Origin of the sequence: Streptomyces sp. enrichment culture, assembly GCF_964273255.1 — a bacterium.
Taxonomy (GTDB): Bacteria; Actinomycetota; Actinomycetes; order Streptomycetales; family Streptomycetaceae; genus Streptomyces.
In genome coordinates this window covers 4,513,373-4,530,441 of record NZ_OZ186835.1, presented here as the reverse complement: position 1 = coordinate 4,530,441, position 17,069 = coordinate 4,513,373, and the positions used below count along the sequence as shown (strand labels likewise).

Annotated in this window: 17 protein-coding genes; 6 read left to right on the top strand and 11 right to left on the bottom strand. The window is 68.8% G+C overall.

Going from position 1 to position 17,069, the window contains the following annotated elements:
* Positions 1 to 164: 164 nt before the first annotated feature.
* On the top strand, positions 165 to 1,514 hold the full coding sequence (locus ACSU53_RS19635; RefSeq protein ID WP_437029506.1) for a DNA cytosine methyltransferase: 1,350 nt from the start codon (positions 165 to 167) through the stop codon (positions 1,512 to 1,514).
* Here the strand turns inward: ACSU53_RS19635 and ACSU53_RS19630 are convergent.
* From ACSU53_RS19630 to ACSU53_RS19615, 4 genes are read right to left on the bottom strand one after another with little or no spacing between them, the layout of a single operon-like run.
* Entirely contained in the window at positions 1,440 to 1,907 is a 468-nt protein-coding gene (locus ACSU53_RS19630) for a very short patch repair endonuclease (RefSeq protein WP_437029504.1), read from the bottom strand. The two genes, ACSU53_RS19635 and ACSU53_RS19630, sit on opposite strands and share 75 nt — an antisense overlap.
* 43 nt (positions 1,908 to 1,950) lie before the next feature.
* Positions 1,951 to 3,762, bottom strand: a complete 1,812-nt coding sequence (locus ACSU53_RS19625) for a DEAD/DEAH box helicase (protein WP_437029502.1) — start codon at positions 3,760 to 3,762, stop codon at positions 1,951 to 1,953.
* Complete coding sequence (locus ACSU53_RS19620) at positions 3,759 to 5,180, bottom strand: hypothetical protein (RefSeq protein ID WP_437029500.1); 1,422 nt, start codon at positions 5,178 to 5,180, stop codon at positions 3,759 to 3,761. Before ACSU53_RS19620 ends, ACSU53_RS19625 begins: the two co-directional genes overlap by 4 nt.
* 18 nt (positions 5,181 to 5,198) lie before the next feature.
* Positions 5,199 to 5,909 (bottom strand): hypothetical protein, encoded by a 711-nt coding sequence (locus ACSU53_RS19615; protein ID WP_437029499.1) that lies wholly within the window; start codon positions 5,907 to 5,909, stop codon positions 5,199 to 5,201.
* Between the two features lie 329 nt (positions 5,910 to 6,238).
* Between ACSU53_RS19615 and ACSU53_RS19610 the strand changes: the two genes are divergently transcribed.
* Positions 6,239 to 7,171 (top strand): hypothetical protein, encoded by a 933-nt coding sequence (locus ACSU53_RS19610; RefSeq protein WP_437029497.1) that lies wholly within the window; start codon positions 6,239 to 6,241, stop codon positions 7,169 to 7,171.
* 76 nt (positions 7,172 to 7,247) lie between these two features.
* Here the strand turns inward: ACSU53_RS19610 and ACSU53_RS19605 are convergent, their stop codons facing one another.
* The gene (locus ACSU53_RS19605; protein WP_437029495.1) at positions 7,248 to 7,859 is read right to left on the bottom strand and encodes an ATP-binding protein; all 612 of its coding nucleotides are present in this window, start codon (positions 7,857 to 7,859) and stop codon (positions 7,248 to 7,250) included.
* Positions 7,860 to 8,086: 227 nt separating this feature from the next.
* Between ACSU53_RS19605 and ACSU53_RS19600 the strand changes: the two genes are divergently transcribed.
* From ACSU53_RS19600 to ACSU53_RS19590, 3 genes are all read left to right on the top strand, one after another.
* Positions 8,087 to 8,932: a helix-turn-helix domain-containing protein gene (locus ACSU53_RS19600; RefSeq protein WP_437029493.1), complete on the top strand. Its 846-nt coding sequence runs from the start codon at positions 8,087 to 8,089 to the stop codon at positions 8,930 to 8,932.
* Positions 8,933 to 9,145 carry a DUF397 domain-containing protein gene (locus tag ACSU53_RS19595; RefSeq protein ID WP_437029491.1) on the top strand — a complete coding sequence of 71 codons (213 nt, stop codon included), beginning with the start codon at positions 8,933 to 8,935 and terminating at the stop codon, positions 9,143 to 9,145.
* A gap of 147 nt (positions 9,146 to 9,292) precedes the next feature.
* The gene (locus tag ACSU53_RS19590) at positions 9,293 to 9,925 is read left to right on the top strand and encodes a hypothetical protein (protein ID WP_437029489.1); all 633 of its coding nucleotides are present in this window, start codon (positions 9,293 to 9,295) and stop codon (positions 9,923 to 9,925) included.
* Between the two features lie 218 nt (positions 9,926 to 10,143).
* Here ACSU53_RS19590 and ACSU53_RS19585 read toward each other — a convergent pair whose 3' ends face one another.
* The 4 genes from ACSU53_RS19585 to ACSU53_RS19570 all read right to left on the bottom strand — a co-directional run bounded on the left by ACSU53_RS19585 (position 10,144) and on the right by ACSU53_RS19570 (position 13,058).
* Positions 10,144 to 11,103, bottom strand: coding sequence for an endonuclease/exonuclease/phosphatase family protein (locus tag ACSU53_RS19585; protein ID WP_437033288.1), 960 nt, complete (start codon positions 11,101 to 11,103; stop codon positions 10,144 to 10,146).
* A 137-nt stretch (positions 11,104 to 11,240) separates the two neighbouring features.
* The gene (locus ACSU53_RS19580; RefSeq protein ID WP_437029487.1) at positions 11,241 to 11,615 is read right to left on the bottom strand and encodes a VOC family protein; all 375 of its coding nucleotides are present in this window, start codon (positions 11,613 to 11,615) and stop codon (positions 11,241 to 11,243) included.
* Between the two features lie 403 nt (positions 11,616 to 12,018).
* The gene (locus ACSU53_RS19575) at positions 12,019 to 12,522 is read right to left on the bottom strand and encodes a DUF2267 domain-containing protein (protein WP_437029485.1); all 504 of its coding nucleotides are present in this window, start codon (positions 12,520 to 12,522) and stop codon (positions 12,019 to 12,021) included.
* Between the two features lie 110 nt (positions 12,523 to 12,632).
* Positions 12,633 to 13,058 (bottom strand): Hsp20/alpha crystallin family protein, encoded by a 426-nt coding sequence (locus ACSU53_RS19570; protein WP_437029483.1) that lies wholly within the window; start codon positions 13,056 to 13,058, stop codon positions 12,633 to 12,635.
* A gap of 172 nt (positions 13,059 to 13,230) precedes the next feature.
* On the opposite strand from ACSU53_RS19570, the gene ACSU53_RS19565 reads away from it, so the two are divergent.
* Complete coding sequence (locus ACSU53_RS19565) at positions 13,231 to 13,533, top strand: hypothetical protein (protein WP_437029481.1); 303 nt, start codon at positions 13,231 to 13,233, stop codon at positions 13,531 to 13,533.
* 84 nt (positions 13,534 to 13,617) lie between these two features.
* Here the strand turns inward: ACSU53_RS19565 and ACSU53_RS19560 are convergent, their stop codons facing one another.
* Together ACSU53_RS19560 and ACSU53_RS19555 are read right to left on the bottom strand one after the other, a co-directional pair.
* Positions 13,618 to 15,126: an MFS transporter gene (locus ACSU53_RS19560; RefSeq protein ID WP_437029479.1), complete on the bottom strand. Its 1,509-nt coding sequence runs from the start codon at positions 15,124 to 15,126 to the stop codon at positions 13,618 to 13,620.
* A gap of 516 nt (positions 15,127 to 15,642) precedes the next feature.
* Positions 15,643 to 16,989 (bottom strand): DUF445 domain-containing protein, encoded by a 1,347-nt coding sequence (locus ACSU53_RS19555; protein ID WP_437029477.1) that lies wholly within the window; start codon positions 16,987 to 16,989, stop codon positions 15,643 to 15,645.
* Positions 16,990 to 17,069 lie beyond the last annotated feature (80 nt).

The following is a 17,069-nucleotide window of genomic DNA, read 5'->3' as shown; positions in this document are numbered from 1 at the left end:
CAGCTTATGCGGGGCCGGGTTGGCGCGTCTCTCCGCACGATGACTGTTCTGTTGACATAGAGGCGCGGGCAACCGCGGGGAGCAAGATGCGAGACTCTTGGCACCGAGGGACAGCTTCCGATTACTGTTCCTCCTTGCACGATCATGACCTCAGGAGGAGCGGCATGCCCCGCAGCGGCCAGGAACGACCGCAGTTCGCCTCGCCATTGACCTCGATCGAGATCTGCGCGGGCGCCGGGGGGCAAGCCGTCGGACTGCACAACGCTGGCTTCGATCACCGCGCCCTCGTCGAGTGGGACGCTCACGCCGTGGCCACCTTGCGAGCCAATGTCGGCAGCTGGCCCGGCTGGGATGACGAGAAGGCCAATAGCATCCGCCCGATGGACGTCAAGGACTTTTTGGAATCCGAAGAATGCAGCAGCCTTGATTTGAAGCCGGGAGAACTCGACCTACTCGCCGGCGGAGTTCCGTGCCCGCCCTTCTCTCTCGCGGGACGCAGGCTCGGACCGGACGATGAACGAGATCTTTTCCCGGCCGCACTCGACATCATCGATGCACTCAGACCTAAAGCTGTGATGATTGAAAACGTTCGAGGCATTCTTGAGCCTCCGGAAGTCTTCATCAAATACAGGACCTCAATCCTCGACACTCTTAGACAGTACGGATATCTAGTACCCGTTGTAGACCCAGATTTGTCGGCGAACACCCAGGACCTAGCCATGCGAAAAGTATGGCGACGGCTTGATGCACGCCATTTCGGGGTTCCGCAGCTTCGTCCGCGCGCCATCCTGGTCGCCATCCACAGGGATGCAATCAGCCCAGGCGACCCAGAATTCCAGTGGCCCATCAGCCTCAAGGGAAACGAAGTAACAGTACTTGAGAAGCTCGAGGGCAGCATGCTCGCCCGCTGCAAGGAATTTTGGGACAAGAACCGGTACGGCGAACCAGCTGGCCCAGGCGAAGCAACTGGCGAGGCGGTCTATAACAAGTGGAGAGAACAGATCAGCAAGGCCTCGGCAGCCGGTAAGACCGTAGCTCCCACGCTGGTGGGTGGGTCACGGAAGCATGGTGGTGCCGACCTTGGCCCCACCAGGGCCAAGCGCGCCTGGGAAGAGCTGGGCGTAGACGGCATGGGAATCGCTAATGACCCTGAAAGCTGCGACCCTGAGCGTGATTTGTTCCGTCCGGCCGGCCCGATGCTCACTGTGACACAGGCTGCAGCCATCCAAGGATTTCCAGAGGACTGGAATTTTCAGGGGCGCAAAACAGCACGCTATCGTCAGGTGGGTAACGCCTTCCCGCCTCCCGTAGCGGAGGCCGTAGGACGGGCCATTGCTGCAGTTCTGCGTCCGGAATACCGTGAAACTCTCACGAAGATGTATACGATGGAGCCCGCCGGTGTTGTGCCGCTAGATGAAATTAATCAGCAGCTGGAGATTTCAGTTTCCACGGGCCAGGCGATGTCCGCGCCGCTCCAGCACCGTCAAGACGATTTTGTGAGCACAGGAGTCTGAGGGCTCGTGCTCCCAGAAACGGAGCACGAGCCAGCCCGTTTCTTTCAGGATCTGGTCGGTCTCGCGGTCCCGCTTAACGTTCCGGGTAACCTTGTCCGACCAGTATCCCGAATTTGTTTTCGGCGGCACATAGTGTTCTGGACAACCGTGCCAATAGCAGCCGTCTATGAACACCGCGACCTTCGCCGGACGAAACACCATGTCAGCCGTCCGGCGAAGGTCTGGCAGAGGACGTGCCGCGACCCGGTACCGCAGTCCTGCGGCGTGCACGAGGCGCCGGATCAGGATCTCCGGCCTCGTGTCGCGGCTTCGGATGGCCTGCATATTGCGGCGGCGGGCTGCGGAGGAAGCCCACGAACCTTCCGGAGCTTGCCATTCACCTTCGGGGGACACACCGCAGAGGGTAACCCCAAGCTGCTCGCCGCACGCCGGAGGCTCAGCGGCCTCCTATGTGGCTCAAGAGCGCCTCGACATCGCTCGGCGCCAGGCCGGCGGCGACGGCTGGTTCCTCTTCCAGGTCGGCGAGCTGCTGCACTGTGGGGTCGTCCAGGATGCGTCCCATGAACTCAAGTTTCCGTTCCAAGCTGGCAGCCACCACCTCATCGATGGAGTTCCGCACGGCCAGGACGGTCACCCGTGTCTCCGTGTCGGGGGCGAGCCCCAGACGGTGGATCCGGTCAAGGCTCTGAAGGAAGCGTCCAGCCATGAAGTCCCTGTCTACGTACACGGCGTCATGGCAGACATGGTGGAGGCTGATTCCCTCACCCAGTGTTGCCGGGTTCGAGATGAGCACCATGCACGCCGGGTCTTCCCGGAAGCGGCGCAGCTGCTCCTCCCGGTCCGGGGTGCCGCCGTAGACGACAGCCGGGCTGTACTTCTCCAGCATGCGCTCCAGCGTGGTCAGGCTCCTGACGAACGTTGTCCATACCAACGTCTTACGGCCCTGGACAGCGTTCTCGGCGATGATCGCCAGAGCTTCCTGATACTTGGGAGACAGCTCGTAGTCAGGGAGGTTCTGCATGAGTGAGTACAGCGAACTGCCCTCGGGGACCTCCAGCGGCGGAAGCTGGTACGCAAGCGGCTCGTACTTGCTCCCTCCTTCCAGGAGCAGGGCCGGGCTCGTCGCGGCCATGAGGAGCCGCAGCGCCGTCCTGCCCAGCGCACTCAGGTCCTCACGTGCGGATCCGCCATCCAGACCGCCCACAAGAGATGCGTAGATCTCGTCGTGCAGCGGCGGCATGTCTACGTAGCGCAACCCCAGCTGCATGGGCGGCAGGCCGAGTTCCTGCTTCGTCGTACGCGTGAACAGGGGCCGGAGGACGGAGCTTGCGTAAGCCAGGTCTCCTCCTGCCACCGCCTGAACCACCGCGCGCTGACCGTGACCCGGCCAGACGAAACCGAGGAGGTTTTCCAGGTCCCGGGATCCGTTCGGGGCCGGTGTACCGGTCAGGATGAGCCTGCGCGCCGCCAACGGCCCCAGCGCCATGCAGGCCGCTCCGTATGTGCCCCGGGCCCCGAGCTTCATCCGATGAGCCTCATCGAGGATGATCATGGACGGTCCGGCCTTGAGCCAGCTGGCCAGCATGGGCAGCGACCGGTCGAGGCGCTCGTAGTTCACCACGAGCACCTCAGCCCACTGGTCCATGGATCCGTCCAGCACGTTGGTCCGCAGAGGATGGATCAGGCACTCGGCGGTCTCATAACGCCACGACTCGTACGCGGACTTTGGGCAGACGACAAGCAGGCGGGTCACGCGGCCGGCCGCCTTCTGCGCCGCGTACACAGCGAGCGCGACACGAGTCTTCCCTGCGCCGGGGACGCTGAAGTTGGCACCGTGCTGTAGAGAGAGGAGCTTGGCGATATCCCGGCGTTGGAACGAGCTGAGTTCACCCTTCCAGGCATCGCCGAGGAGCGCAGGGACGTCGTCAGGCGAGACTTCGCTCGGCGTCTCACGCCCCACGAGCCGTTCCTGAACGGTCTGAGCGTCCCGGACCACCCCGGACACCAAGTCCCGCAGGTCATCCGCCCACTCGACACCGGCCGGGTCGGGCCAGGTGCTGAGCACTCCCAGATCCGCCAGCAGCTCGTCCAAGGAGACTGAGGCGCTCGCGGGGCCGAGCTGGCCGCCGGTGCGGAACCGGGCGGCCAGCTGGACCAGGTCCTGCTGATACGTTTCCGTCGTCCGCAGGACGACCCGGGTCCGCGTCTCGTCAAACCCCAGACGCAGTGACTTCTTGAGGTTGGTCAACGCGGGCCCTCCGCCGAGACGGCCTGCAGCAGCCAGGCAACTCCTTCGCCGGGCTGCGGCAGCCCACGGCCCGCCTGTTGCGCGAGCTTGAGCAGACTGGCCCGCAACTTGATCACGGCCTCATCGAACTGCTCCTCATCCAGGCTGCGGGACGTTCGCGCCTGCACCAAGTCACTTACGCACTGATCAATGCTGGCGCACGCGTCGGCCAGCCGGGCCGGCGCGAGCTGCTTACGCTTGCGCAGCCGAGCGCTGCGCCCAGCAGCTTCGATCGCCTTGTCGAAGGCGATCTGCGCGCGGTCCCACACTTCCTGTGCGGAGGCCTTTTGCGCATCGCCGATGGCCGGCGCATCACTCCGCACCACAGCGGCGGCTCGGAGAATCTCATCGTTCATGGCACGCGCCTCAGCCACAGCGGAGGAGGCCGCGGGGACCTCCAGGCCAAGACCGGGGACGGCCACCGACTGCGGCTGCGACGCGCTGCCGCTACCCCTGGGCAGCTGCTTGTCGAAACCTGCCTTGAGGAAGTCCTCGTCGATGTGACGGACGTCGGTCTTCGAGAAGTTGAGAAGGATGGCGGCCAGACGCATCTCCCTCAGGACGTCCGCCTGGTCACGGTCAACCGTTTCCAGCTTTACGTAGAGGCGGTGAAGTTCCTTGAGGCGCTCCTGGGCACCTTCCCAGTCCACCAGGCGCAGGGTGCTGCCACCGCCCGTGCGGCTGCGCTCGTTGAGCTCACGGATGGTGCTCAGGATCCAGCGCTCCTGGTGGTAGGTGCGGACCTGAATCCGGAAGTCCTTCGCGATCTGCTCCGGCGTGCGCCCCAGCGCGGCCTGTTCCTCCATGGCGAGGAGGCGGTTGATGTAGGAGTAGTCCCGTCGGTGGTCCTTGCGCAGCTGCAAGGCCAGCTCAACGGCGTTGATGTCGGCCCAGGTGAACGACTCTGGCAGCACGCCGACTCGCATCGACTGCTCGCCCAGTTCGCGCAGTGCGGCGGCCCGGGTGTTGCCGTTCACCAGCACCCCGTGACGGGTCACCAGCCCGGGGTCGTTCTGCCCGAACTCCCTGAGACTGTCCTTAAGAGTGTCAAAATCCTTGTCCCGCAGGTTCGGGTTCGCCGGCGACGCCTTGAGCAGGAACTGCAGGTAGTCCTGGCTTTCCGCACTCCACGGATCCTTGTCCAGCGACTCGTCGCGCACAGGGTCGTGGCTACGCTGAGCGCGGATTCGGTGGGTGCTCGGGTTGTAGTAGAGGCTACTGAGCGGCAGGTCGATCACTTCGACATGGGCCTGCTGCCCGTTCCAGTCGACAGTCACGGTCTCCCGGGTGCCGCGGGCGGAGCTGACTTCCTCCACCTTCTTGCTGATCAGCTCACTGAACTCGGCCGCACGGGGCGGGGCAGGAAGCTCGCGCGTCATCGTGTATCCGTCCTGATTTCAGTCGTCGGTGCTGGCGGATTCGAGGGCGTCGGCCACAGCCTTGCGGGACTCGCCTGGCAACGTCCGGTACAACGCCCACAGCAACTCCAGCGAGCTGTACGTCCGCTTGTCGTTCCTCACCCAGCCGCTCAGTACGCTGCGCTCCAAGGGCGCGAGCGCCTCGATCTTCGCGAGCAGCTCGGGCAGGTGCACGGACCGTTCCACAGTCCCACGTCCGCACCGCTGGCATTCGGTGACCAGCTGATGCGTGACGCCGCCGTCCACCAGGGTTACCGGCCGTCGGGCGACGTTCAGCACCGCAAGTGCGACACCGTCGTCATACGCCTCACCACCGGTGATGCCGCACGTACGGCACAGGTATCCGTCCTCCTGCAGTACCTTCGCGCGTTGGGCGCTGGTAATGCTGGACTTGTGACTCGGAGTCTTCGCCTGGCCCGGCACCCACACATCCTCGCCGCGCTTCACAAACCGGCGCTCCTGGGGCCGCAGCTCAGGGTCCTCGCGGGACGTCGCGATCTCCCACCCGTAGTCCCTGAGATCGCGCATACGCCGGTCGATCTGCGCGATGTCCGGGAAGTCCTCGCGCAGAGCGGCCACAGTGAAGATTCCGCCCACCCCTACTTCCTGGACCAGCCAGAGCGCGGCTCGCGCCTTGCTGCCGAGCTTGTGACCTCCGGCACTGGTCTCCTCCCATGACGGCATCGTCATGATGGGTCCCTCCCACTAAGAATGGCGCGCACAGCGCACGCGATTCGACCCGCTTGTCTCCGGTTGTGCGAATTGCGTGAGATGGACTAGTTGCAGCTGCCCCTAGGCACACCTCACACCACCCCCCGCACAATCGGGGGCTGCCATGTAAAGCGTGACACATCGAAACCCCGCCGAACCCTCTCAACCGAACTTGCGCACCAACTAGCAAGAAGAGAAACAGGAAACGCCGGACGGTACCCCGCTGACTCCCGGCACAATGAGGCTCGACAACGCCGACCAGCGGCAGGCGTTAAGGCCGGTCGGTAGGATTACGGAGGTATGCCGCCATGGCAGCGCGCAGTAGTAGTCGCCCCCCATTCGCGTGGACGGAGAAAGACCTCCACGACGACATCCCACCCGGCAGGCGACAACTGGCCATGGCGCTGCGGAAGGTCTGCCGCCACCTGGCCGTCAGGTCTCCGGACGGCAGCACAGTTCTCACCCACCCCACGCAGGCGCAGGCAGCGAAGCACCTCTACGTAGGGGAAAGCTCCCTGACCAGGTACCTCACGGGGCAGTACATCCCTTCCAATAAGGTGACTACTTCGATCTTTGAGACCGCATGCCGGGACGCCGGGGGCGATCAAGGCCTTGGTATCACCAAGGAGCACCTGCTGGAACTGCGGGCGCGAGCTGAGCAGGAACGATGCATCAATTGCGCCCGCCACAGAGAGGAAGCGCAAGCCGCCAGGCACGAGCTAGAGGCTTCACTCGACGAGCAGAAGAGACTCACGAAAGAAGCGGAGGACCAAGACGCGAGATTGCGCGCTCTGCGGAAGCGGTGCTCCGCCCTGGAGCACGAGACGCTGCGGATACACCTGGCTACTGAAGCCGGCCAGCAGAATCGTTGGCCAGAGGACGCGGGCGCAACTCCGCTGCCGGTCCCCCGCCGGAACGGGGACCGGCAGCGGAGTACAAAAGACGTGTCGGCGGCGCAGAGGATCAGACGCCGCGCGGAGGAGCTCGCCGGCGGCGGCCAGCCAGACCGTGTCCTCGCTCTATTGCGGCACACCGTGGACGCCTGCACCTCTCAAGAGATGGCCTTGCTGGTGGCTTTGCTGCGGTCGAACGGGCAAGAGGAGCTGGTTGGAAACTTCGTGCACATCTACGGCCGGGACAGGAGCGACCGAGATGTGCTGCACGCCGCGCTAGTACTGCACGAACATGATGTTGCCGCGGATGCGGAGGCGCTTCTGCGCGCGGCTGCGGCGCGTCCGTGAACGGCGCTCCCGATACTGCCCGGCGGGGCCAGGGTGGGAAGCCGCGCCAACTGGCTTGACCCGGTGCACCGGGAGGCTAAGCCGCGTCCGCCTCAGCCTCGTAGTGCATCTGTGCGCGGTCCAGCACATCGTCTGGGTCCAGGCCGCGTACGCTGCTCCAGTGCAGCAGGTCGGCGATCAACTCGACGGCTGACTCTGCCAGGACGGCGTCATGCTGGCCCTGCTGGAGCGTCCCACTGCGCGCCCGATAGGTCTCCAATGCGTCGGCGGCCCGCTCCATTCGGCGGCAGCCGGCGTCCTGTCCGATTTCGATCTCGCACCACACCGCCTTGCCGATGGCCGTGACCACCGTTCCCCAGTCCACGGCCATCGCAGCCAACATGTGCAGGCCACGGCCGCACTCCGAAGTGCAGTCGGCAGCACGCACCGAAGGCAGCGAGTCGGCCTTGTCATGCATCTCGACCCGCAGCCGCTCACGTTTCCGCTCAAGGATCAGCGTTGCCGCAGAGCCTTCACCGACGTGCTTGATGACGTTCGTCGCCAGCTCCGTCACGACGAGCCGCGCCGCGTCTCCAGCAGTCGGCACGCCCCATTGGCCCAGCTGGACGGTCACCGCCCGCCGCAGCAGGCGCACTTCGCAGGGCAGCGCTTCGAAAGGCAGCACGCAACGGCGCTGCACATCCTCCATGTAGGTCCCCGGCACAGCAGTTCTCCCTCCCGCGCCACTTCCTTTGCGCACACCGTGGCCGAACGGATGCGTTGCGTGGCGGTACGTTACCGAGGATGACACAGAGAATTCTCTCCATGTAACTTCTCACGAGCCTCGATCGGGTGAATTCGAAGATGGTGTAAGCCCGCCCTATCTAGCCTGTTCTCGCCCGAGCGGTCACCTGGCCTATACCTCCGAGGAGCCCCATGTCCGTGAGGACCACCACACGCCGTCGTCAACTGGGGGCGATGCTGCGCAAGTTGCGCACCCGTCAAGGGATGACCCTCGAAGAGGCCGGACGGCTCGTCGGTGTGTCAAAGGCAACGGTCAGCCGGTACGAGACGCAGGCGGGCCCGGTGAAGTGGATCGTCGTCGACGCACTGTGCCGGGAGTACGGGGCTGCGGAAGCGGAGCGGGAAGCAGTCGTCAAGCTGGCCAAGGACGCCAAGCAGCAGGGGTGGTGGAACTCGTTCGCCGACACCATCCCCGAGAGCATGAACCTCCTGCTCACACTGGAGGACGAGGCCGTACGCGAGGATCACTTCTCCTGCGTCTACGTCCCCGGGCTTCTGCAGACCCGTGCGTACAGCACCGCACTCCAGAAGGCGAACGAAGTACCGCTGGAAGCCAGTGAGATCGAGCGCCTGGTCGACATCCGCATGAAGCGCCAGGAGATCCTTACCCGGCCCAAGCCGCCTCGCCTGTGGGCGATTCTCGATGAGTCGGTGATCCGCAGGGTCGTCGGTTCACCAGCCATCATGAAGGAACAGCTCGGCCGGCTGCTCGACGCGAATGAGTCGCCGCACATCCGGCTTCAGGTGCTGCCCTTCTCCAAGGGCGCTCACGCAGCGGCACTCGGCAGCTTCGTCATCATCGGCGGTACAGAAGCGGCCCTAGACGTGGTCTACGTCGACTTTCACACAGGCTCCCTGTTCCTTGAGAAGGAAGACGAACTGGAGCGATACAGACTTGCGTTCGAGTACCTGCGGGCACAAGCGTTGGACATGGAGGCTTCCTCCGAACTGATCCATCGCGCCCGCAAGGAGCTGTAGATGCCAGCCGACCACCAGAACCACACTCCGTCCGCCTGGTTCAAGTCGTCGTACAGCGGCGGTAACGCTACCGAGTGTGTGGAGTGCGCGTGCGCCGGCAGCGGCATCCTGATACGTGATTCCAAGCGTCGGCGGGACAGTCCGGTGATCAACGTGGCGGCAGAGCCGTGGAAGGCGTTCTTGCAATACCTGGGTCGGGGACCGCTGGCGTAAGAGGCGACTGCTGAGTCACTCCGTGGACAATTGGACGAGTAGGCCCGCGTCCCCTGCTCGCGATCAACCGCCTCTGGCCGCACACGAGTTGCTGTCCTACGATGCCCCCGCCGCGAGGCGCGCGGGTGGTGACGTCGGGGGGAATGGATGCTGGCCGAGGAGTACGGGTACCAGGTGTCGCCGCGGCCCGCGGCGGACACGGTGGGGGTCCGGGCTCAGGTGGAGGAGTTCCGGAAGAGTGCGCAGCGCCGGGTGCTGTGGTTGGCCTTGGGCTCGCTCGTCTTCCTCGGTGTCTTCTACGCCATCTTCCGTGAAGATCCCGTGATCGTGCTCATACCCCTGACCGCGATGGTGCTGGGTCTGCTGGCGGGCTACCGCACGGCCTGTGTGAAGGCCCCCCGGAAGTTGCTGGCCCTCCTGGAGAACAGTCGCTGGCAGGTCTGGCCGTGCCGTCTGGAGGAGATCGAGGGGAAGGCGGTGCAGCGGCGCGTGGTGCTGCTGGCCCCGGACAAGAGCGTCGCCGCCTCGTTCGTGGCGGTGGTCCCGCACAGTGTGTGGCTCGGGATGACCGACGGGCGGGGGGTGCTGTGGATCGCCGGTGATCTGCGGTTCCAGGGGGTGGCGGCCGTGCCCGGCGGCCGCCCGTTGTGGGTCATCGAACCGGAGAAGCCCGCGCAGCGGTCGGCCGCGTCCTCGGCACGGGGTGCCGTCGGCGGGTCGGGCTTCGACGAGCTTGTCGCCGAGGCCCGGTCGGCGGTCGTGTGGAACCTGCTGAACTGAACCGGAGCTGCCGGGAGCGGATCCGTCCGGCGGACGGCGTGGGTACGGGCACCGGCACCGGCACCGGCACCGGCAGGAGTATGCGGCGCGCTACGCGGACCGAGGCGGCGCTCGTATGAGGCTTCCAAGGGCAGTGCAAGGCATGGTGCTCACGCCCGCCGAGGCACAGCCCGCGACAGCTTCGCGTCGGGGCGGGCGCCCCGGACGGGCGGCCGGTGCTACCGCAGGGTGATCCGGGCCGCGACCGGCAGGTGATCGCTCTCCGTCCTGGGCAGCGTGCGGATGCCGTGGACGGTGGCCGAGCGGGCCATCACCTGGTCGATGCGGGCGACGGGGAAGGCGGCCGGGAAGGAGAGGGCGAAGCCGCGGGGCGGGGTGGTGAGCCGGGAGGTGAGGGGCGTCAGGGCGCGGTCGTGGACCGTGGCGTTGAGGTCGCCCATGAGGATCACGTGCCGTACCGGCTCGGCGGCGACGGCGCTGCCCAGGCGGCGGGCGCTCTCGTCGCGCCGGGCGGAGGCGAGACCGGTCGGGCGGATGCGGACCGACGGCAGGTGGACGACGTAGGCGGCGAGGCGGCCGTGCGGGGTGTGGACCTCGGCGCGCAGGCCGCGGTTCCACGGCTCGGTGATGCCCCGGGGCTTGATGTCGAGGGCGCGGGCGCCGGTGAGGGGGTGCTTCGACCAGAGGCCGACGGTGCCGCGGACCTCGTGGTGCGGGTAGTCCGCCCGCAGGGCCTTCTCGTAGGCCGGGACGGCTTGCGGGAGCAGTTCCTGCAGGGCGATGAGGTCCGGCTCGGCGGCGGCCAGGGCGCGAGCCGTGGACGCCGGGTCGGGGTTCTCGTCGCTCACGTTGTGCTGGACGACGGTCAGGTCGCGGGGCCCCGGGTTCCCGGCGGGCAGGAGCCGGCCGCCGAAGAGGTGGGTCCAGGCGGCCACCGGCAGCAGGAGGGCGACCAGGGCGAGGGCCGAGCGGCGGATCAGGGCCAGGACGAGCAGCACCGGCACGGCCAGGCCGAGCCAGGGCAGGAAGCTCTCCAGCAGACTCCCCAGGCGGCCCACCGCGTTGGGCACCGCCCGGTGGAAGGTCAGGAGGCCGGCGGTGAGGACCGCGAGGGCCGCGAGGATGCGGCCGCGTGCCCGGAGGAGTCCCCCGGCCCGGGCCGGTCCGCGGCCCCACATCGCCCGCCGGGTCCGGCCCCGCCCGGGTGTTCCGTCCGTTCCCTGCACGATGCGCGGCCCCTTGTCCGATCCCGATCAACAGGACGCGCGGGCTCGCACGCGTGGTTCCCGGGGCGGCCGGGCCGGAGCGCGGGCGGTCAGCCCAGGTCGCCGCGTTCCACGCAGAATTCGTTGCCCTCCGGGTCGGCCATCGTGACCCAGCCCCTGCCGTCCGGGCGGGTGTGGTCGGCCAGTTGGCGGGCACCGAGGGACAGCGCCCGGGCCACTTCCTCGGCACGGGTACGGCCGGCCGGCTTCAGGTCGAAGTGGACGCGGTTCTTGACCGTCTTGCCCTCCCCGACCCGGACGAACAGCAGGCCGGGTCCGCCGGCGGGGTCCTCGATCAGTGCCTCCGGGTCACCGGGCTTGTCGTCGTCGGACACCGGCTTGCCCAGCAGGGCACTCCAGAACTGGGCGAGGTCGTAGGGGTCACCCGTGCAGTCGAAGGTGATGTGGCGGATGGTGGGGTGCAACGGTCCTCCGGTGGTCGGACGGCGCGGTGCGGGCTCCGGGACCGGAGCCCTCGGGGGGCCCGGGCGTTCCGGTCCCGGGCTCCTCGCACCGCAGCATGTCCCTTCACGGGGAGGGGCGTCGAACGGTTTTCGCGCGCGAGCACCGCTCGCTCGCCGGCCCGCCCCCCTCCGCACCGCCTCGCCCCCGGCCCGGGCCCCGCACTGCCTCGCCCCCGGCCCGGGTCCCGCGCTGCCTCGCCCCCCGGCCCGGGTCCTGCACGGGGCAGCGCGCCGGAGCCTGTCCCGCCGTCGCCGCCGTCGTCGCCGCCGTCCCGTTTCGGAGGGGTACACGGGGGACGAACGGGACGGCGGCGGGGGGAGGCGGGTCAGGCGGCCGGAGGGGGCGCGGGCGGACGCCCGGGGGTCACTGCGCCGGGGAGAGTTCCGCGCGGCCGAAGAGGAGGGCGTAGCCGGGCGGCAGCTGGTCCAGGATGCGGGTGATCAGGTCGTCACCGGCCAGCGCCGGGAGGACGCTGAGGACCGAGCTGACGTCCCAGCGGGCCGTCGCCGCCGTCGCGCCCTCGATGCGGGTGGCCACCGAGTCGACGAACTCCGCCGCCGTCAGCGGGCGGGTCGCCGGGATCTGGGAGGCGACCACGCGCGCGGCCTCCTCGGGCAGGGCGCGGGCCAGTTCGACCCGCTCGTCGCCGACGACGTGGCCGCCGAGGGCCGACAGGACGACACGGGTGACGCTCTCCGCCTCCGTCCTCGTCGCGTACTGGCCCGACTCGCGTACGGCCTCGACGAGTTCCAGCCAGCGTTCGTCGTCCCCGCGGCGCGGCGCACGGGCGGCGCGGTCGGGGTGCGGGGCCGGGATCACCCGGTCCCGGTGCGAGGGCGCGGGCTTGTTCGGGGTCATCGTCGTCATGCTGCTTCGGACTCCTCTCCTGCTGAAGGCCTGCGGCGCCCTCCGAGGACCGGCGGGCGCGGGGCCGCGTCCCGCGGCGGCCGTTCCCGCGGGACGCGCTCGGGCCGCGGTCAGCGGCCGATCTGCTTGCGTCCGCCGCCGGTGATCCGGATGCGGCGCGGCTTGGCCTGTTCGGCCACCGGGATGCGCAGGGTCAGGACGCCGGCGTCGTACGAGGCGTCGATGCGCTCGGTGTCCAGGGTGTCGCCGAGGAAGAGCTGGCGGGTGAAGGTGCCGCTGGGGCGCTCGGCGACGAGGGTCTGGGCGCCCTCCGGGGCCGGGGAGCGGCGCTCGGCGCGCACGTTCAGGACGTTGCGCTCGACGTCCAGCTCGATCGTCTCGGGGTCGATGCCGGGGAGGTCGAAGTGGACGAGGAACTCGTCACCCGACCGGTAGGCGTCCATCGGCATGGCGGCTGCACGGCCGGCCGTTCCGTTCCCGAAGAACTCCTGCGCGAGGCGGTCGAGGTCGCGGAAGGGGTCGGTGCGCATGAGCATCACGGTCACTCCTTTCCTCGGGTTCGATCTCTGCGATGCCCGTACTTCTTATATAGCCCGAAGGAGGAAACTTGACAAGTGCCGACTCAACTACGGGCGCCGGTAACCTCAGAGGCGGCCAGTGAGGTCAGTGAGAACGACCCCTGCGGGGGAACACCGGGAGGCGGGCAGCATGGCGAGGGTTCCCAGTTCAGTGGTGGCCGCGAGCGGGATCGTCGGCGGGTACGGAGTGGCCCGCTGGACGCGGCAGCGCCCGCTCGGCGGGGTCGTCCTGGCCGCCGCCGGGACGGCCGCCGCCCGGCAGTGGCAGCAGCGCGCCGGGGGTGCGGCCGCGAGCGCGCTGACCGCCGCCTACGTCGCCGCGTTCGCCGGGTCGCACCCGCTGGCCAAGAGGGTGGGCGCCTGGCCGGCCGTGTTCGGGGTGGCCGGTGCCGTGGCGCTGGCGTCCTGGGCGGTGGCCGACCGCCGCGGCTGACCCCGCCCCACGGGCGGGCGGGGTGGGCACGTCACGGCCGCCGGCCGCCCGGTGCGCGCGCCGCCCCCGGCCCCTCGCTTCGCGTCAGGTCGCCACCCGCTGCGCCGTCGGCCCCGAGTCCCCCGGGCCCCGGTCCGCCGGCTCCGCCGCGGTGAGCGGTGTGGCGATGTCCTCCAGCGAGCGGCGTTCCGCGTTCACCGCGAGGAAGACGGCCACCAGGCCCGCCGCGCACATCAGGCCGGCGCCGATCTGGAACGCCAGCACGGTGTCGGCCACCTTGCCGGTGTTGGTGAGTTCCGCGAACAGCAGCGGGCCGCTGATACCGCCGGCGGCGGTGCCGATGGCGTAGAAGAAGGCGATGGACATGGCGCGGGTCTCCATCGGGAAGATCTCGGAGACCGTGAGGTAGGCGCTGGAGGCGCCCGCCGAGGCGAAGAACAGCACCGCGCACCAGCAGGCCGTCATCGTGGTCGCGTCCAGGGACCCGCGGTCGAACAGCCAGGCCGTGCCGAACAGCAGGATGCCGGAGAGCAGATACGTGCCGGAGATCATCACCCGGCGGCCGACGGTGTCGAACAGCTTGCCCAGCAGCAGCGGGCCGAGGAAGTTGCCGAGCGCGATGACGGCGAAGTAGTAGCCGGTGTGGCCGCTCGCCACGTCGAAGAACTGGGTGAGGATGGCGCCGAAGCCGAAGGTGATGGCGTTGTAGAGGAACGCCTGGCCGATGAAGAGGGAGAAGCCGAGCGCCGCCCGCCTGCGGTACCGGGCGAGGATCGTGCGGGCGATCTCCGTGAAGGACACGCTGCGGCGCTGGTGGATGGTCAGCTCGCCCTCGGGCTCGGGCAGGGCTTCGCCCCGCTCCTCCTCCACCCGGCGTTCGATCTCGGAGACGATGCGTTCGGCCTCGTCGTCCCGGCCGTGGATCAGCAGCCAGCGCGGGCTCTCCGGGACGTGCCGGCGGACCAGGAGGATCACCAGGGCGAGGACCGCGCCGAGGGCGAAGGTGAGCCGCCAGCCGACGTCGGCCGGGAAGATCGACGTGTCGAGCGCGACGATCGACAGCAGGGCGCCGCCGACCGCGCCGAGCCAGTAGCTGCCGTTGATGAGCAGGCCGACGCGGCCCCGGTAGTGGGCGGGGATGAGTTCGTCGATGGCGGAGTTGATGGCCGCGTACTCGCCGCCGATGCCGAAGCCGGTCAGGAAGCGGAAGATGAAGAACCACCACGTGTCGAAGGCCAGCGCGGTCAGGGCGGTGGCCCCCAGGTAGACCGCGAGGGTGATCATGAAGAGTTTCTTGCGGCCCCACAGGTCGGTGAGGCGGCCCCAGAACAGGGCGCCGGTACAGGCTCCGGCCACGTAGAGGGCGGCGGAGATGCCGGTGACCTCGCCGGAGGTGATGGGCAGTCCGCTGCCGGGCTCGGACAGGCGGGCGGCGATGTTGCCGACGATGGTCACCTCGAAGCCGTCGAGGATCCACACCGTGCCGAGGCCGATCACGATCGACCAGTGCCAGCGGGACCAGGGCAGGCGGTCCAGGCGGGCGGGAATGCTGGTGGTGACGGTGCGTCCGGTCCCGGACCGCGCGGTGGTCATGGCCCCCTCCTCGGCTCCTCGACGGCTCGCCCGGACCGGGTCCTCGATGCCGTGACGGGCCGTCGTCGGATCCCGGGGAGCGAACCACCGTCAGGTGCCCGGAGGACGGCCCTTTACGCCCCCGCCCGGGACGACCCGCCTCGCACGCCCGGCACGCCCCGCCCCGTACGCCGGGCACGCCCCCGCCCCGTACGCCCGGCACGCCCGGACCCGCCCCGCACGGCACCGCTGCCGGGCACGGATGCGGTGCGGCCCGGACGCGGGGCAGTGCACGGACGCGGGGCAGTGCACGGACGCGGGGCAGCGGCCGGCCCGGACGTGGGCAGGACCCGGAGGTAAGCAGGGCCCGGACGTAGGCAGGACGACCTGGACGTAGGCAGGGCCCGGAAGCGGGCAGACCCGGAAGCGGAGAGGACCCGGAAGCGGTGAAAACCCGGGCGGGCGGCGTCGGCCGGGGCCGTCCGCGCCACGCGCGGGGGCGACCACCACCGCCCCGCCCCCGTGCGGGGCCGCGCCCTACGCCCCCAGCGCCCGCGACACCGTGTGGATGAGCAGCCCGACCAGCGACCCCACCACCGTGCCGTTGATCCGGATGAACTGCAGGTCCCGGCCGATGTTCGCCTCGATCTTCTTCGTGGTGTGCTCGGCGTCCCAGCTCGCCACCGTGTCCGTGATCAGGGACGTGATCTCCTTGCGGTAGGTGGTGACCACGTACACCGCGGCGCTCTCCAGCCAGCCGTCGACCTTGCCCTGCAGCTTGGGGTCGGCGGACATCCGGGATCCCAGGGAGAGCAGCGAGGCGCGCACCCGCAGCCGCAGCTCGCTGCGCTCGTCCTCGGCCGCCGCGACGATCATCGCGCGGACGGCGGTCCAGGCGGAGGCGATGAGGTCCTGGACCTCGCCGCGGCCGAGGATCTCGCCCTTGAGGCGTTCCACCCGGGCGCGGGTCTCGGTGTCGGACTGGAGGTCGGAGGCGAAGTCGGTGAGGAAGCGGTCCAGGGCACCCCGGGCGGGATGGCCCGGCATGTCCCGCATCTCGGTGACGAACCGCAGCAGTTCCTTGTAGACGCGCTCGCCGACCTTGCGGTCCACGAACCGCGGGGTCCAGCCGGGCGCGCCGACGTGGACGGCCTCCATGACCGTGTCGCCGTGCAGCACCAGCCAGTCGTGGGCCCGGTTCACCACCAGGTCGACGGCCCGCTTGTGGCCGCCGTCGGCGACGATCCGGTCCAGCATCTTGCCCATGCCGGGGGCGATCTCCTGGGCGTCGGCGCGGCGGGTGATGGCCTCGCCGACCACGGCCTGGACGTCGGAGTCGCGCAGCACGGCCAGCGCTCCGCGCAGGGCCGCCGCGAGTTCGGCGGTGACCCGGTCGGCGTGCTCGGGGACGGCGAGCCAGGCTCCCAGCCGGCTGCCGATGCCGACGGCGCGCAGCCGGCCCCGTACGACCTCCTCGGAGAGGAAGTTCTCACCGACGAACTCCCCCAAGGAGACGCCGAGCTGGTCCTTCTTCCGGGGAATGATGGCCGTGTGCGGGATGGGCAGGCCCAGCGGGTGCCGGAAGAGGGCGGTGACCGCGAACCAGTCGGCGATCGCGCCGACCATGCCCGCCTCCGCCGCGGCGGCGACGTAGCCCGCCCAGGCTCCGGCGCCCCGGTGCGAGGCCCACTCGGCGAGGACGTAGACCACGGCCACGAAGACCAGCAGACCGGTGGCGGTGAGCTTCATCCGGCGCACACCGCGCCGCTTCTCCTCGTCCGCCGGGCTGAACGCGGTCATCGCGCGGTTCGACACGGCGCCGGGACGGGCATGCTGCCCCTCGGCGCCGCTTCCTCCGGTCTCCGGTGCTTCGGTCCGTTCCATCCACTCCACCCGTTCGGTGATCCCTCACACATTGTCCCTTCCTGACCGACTCCCGGAACGGAACCGGAGTTCCCGGCGTC

What these genes read in the sequence shown, in the direction of transcription:
- ACSU53_RS19560 (WP_437029479.1), bottom strand. Translation starts at nt 15,126, where the DNA reads ATGACCACCGCGCGGTCCGGGACCGGACGCACCGTCACCACCAGCATT.
- ACSU53_RS19610 (WP_437029497.1), top strand. Translation starts at nt 6,239, where the DNA reads ATGGCAGCGCGCAGTAGTAGTCGCCCCCCATTCGCGTGGACGGAGAAA.
- ACSU53_RS19605 (WP_437029495.1), bottom strand. Translation starts at nt 7,859, where the DNA reads ATGGAGGATGTGCAGCGCCGTTGCGTGCTGCCTTTCGAAGCGCTGCCC.
- ACSU53_RS19620 (WP_437029500.1), bottom strand. Translation starts at nt 5,180, where the DNA reads ATGACGCGCGAGCTTCCTGCCCCGCCCCGTGCGGCCGAGTTCAGTGAG.
- ACSU53_RS19555 (WP_437029477.1), bottom strand. Translation starts at nt 16,989, where the DNA reads ATGGAACGGACCGAAGCACCGGAGACCGGAGGAAGCGGCGCCGAGGGG.
- ACSU53_RS19570 (WP_437029483.1), bottom strand. Translation starts at nt 13,058, where the DNA reads ATGCTCATGCGCACCGACCCCTTCCGCGACCTCGACCGCCTCGCGCAG.
- ACSU53_RS19565 (WP_437029481.1), top strand. Translation starts at nt 13,231, where the DNA reads ATGGCGAGGGTTCCCAGTTCAGTGGTGGCCGCGAGCGGGATCGTCGGC.
- ACSU53_RS19590 (WP_437029489.1), top strand. Translation starts at nt 9,293, where the DNA reads ATGCTGGCCGAGGAGTACGGGTACCAGGTGTCGCCGCGGCCCGCGGCG.
- ACSU53_RS19575 (WP_437029485.1), bottom strand. Translation starts at nt 12,522, where the DNA reads ATGACGACGATGACCCCGAACAAGCCCGCGCCCTCGCACCGGGACCGG.
- ACSU53_RS19585 (WP_437033288.1), bottom strand. Translation starts at nt 11,103, where the DNA reads ATGTGGGGCCGCGGACCGGCCCGGGCCGGGGGACTCCTCCGGGCACGC.
- ACSU53_RS19615 (WP_437029499.1), bottom strand. Translation starts at nt 5,909, where the DNA reads ATGACGATGCCGTCATGGGAGGAGACCAGTGCCGGAGGTCACAAGCTC.
- ACSU53_RS19600 (WP_437029493.1), top strand. Translation starts at nt 8,087, where the DNA reads ATGTCCGTGAGGACCACCACACGCCGTCGTCAACTGGGGGCGATGCTG.
- ACSU53_RS19635 (WP_437029506.1), top strand. Translation starts at nt 165, where the DNA reads ATGCCCCGCAGCGGCCAGGAACGACCGCAGTTCGCCTCGCCATTGACC.
- ACSU53_RS19595 (WP_437029491.1), top strand. Translation starts at nt 8,933, where the DNA reads ATGCCAGCCGACCACCAGAACCACACTCCGTCCGCCTGGTTCAAGTCG.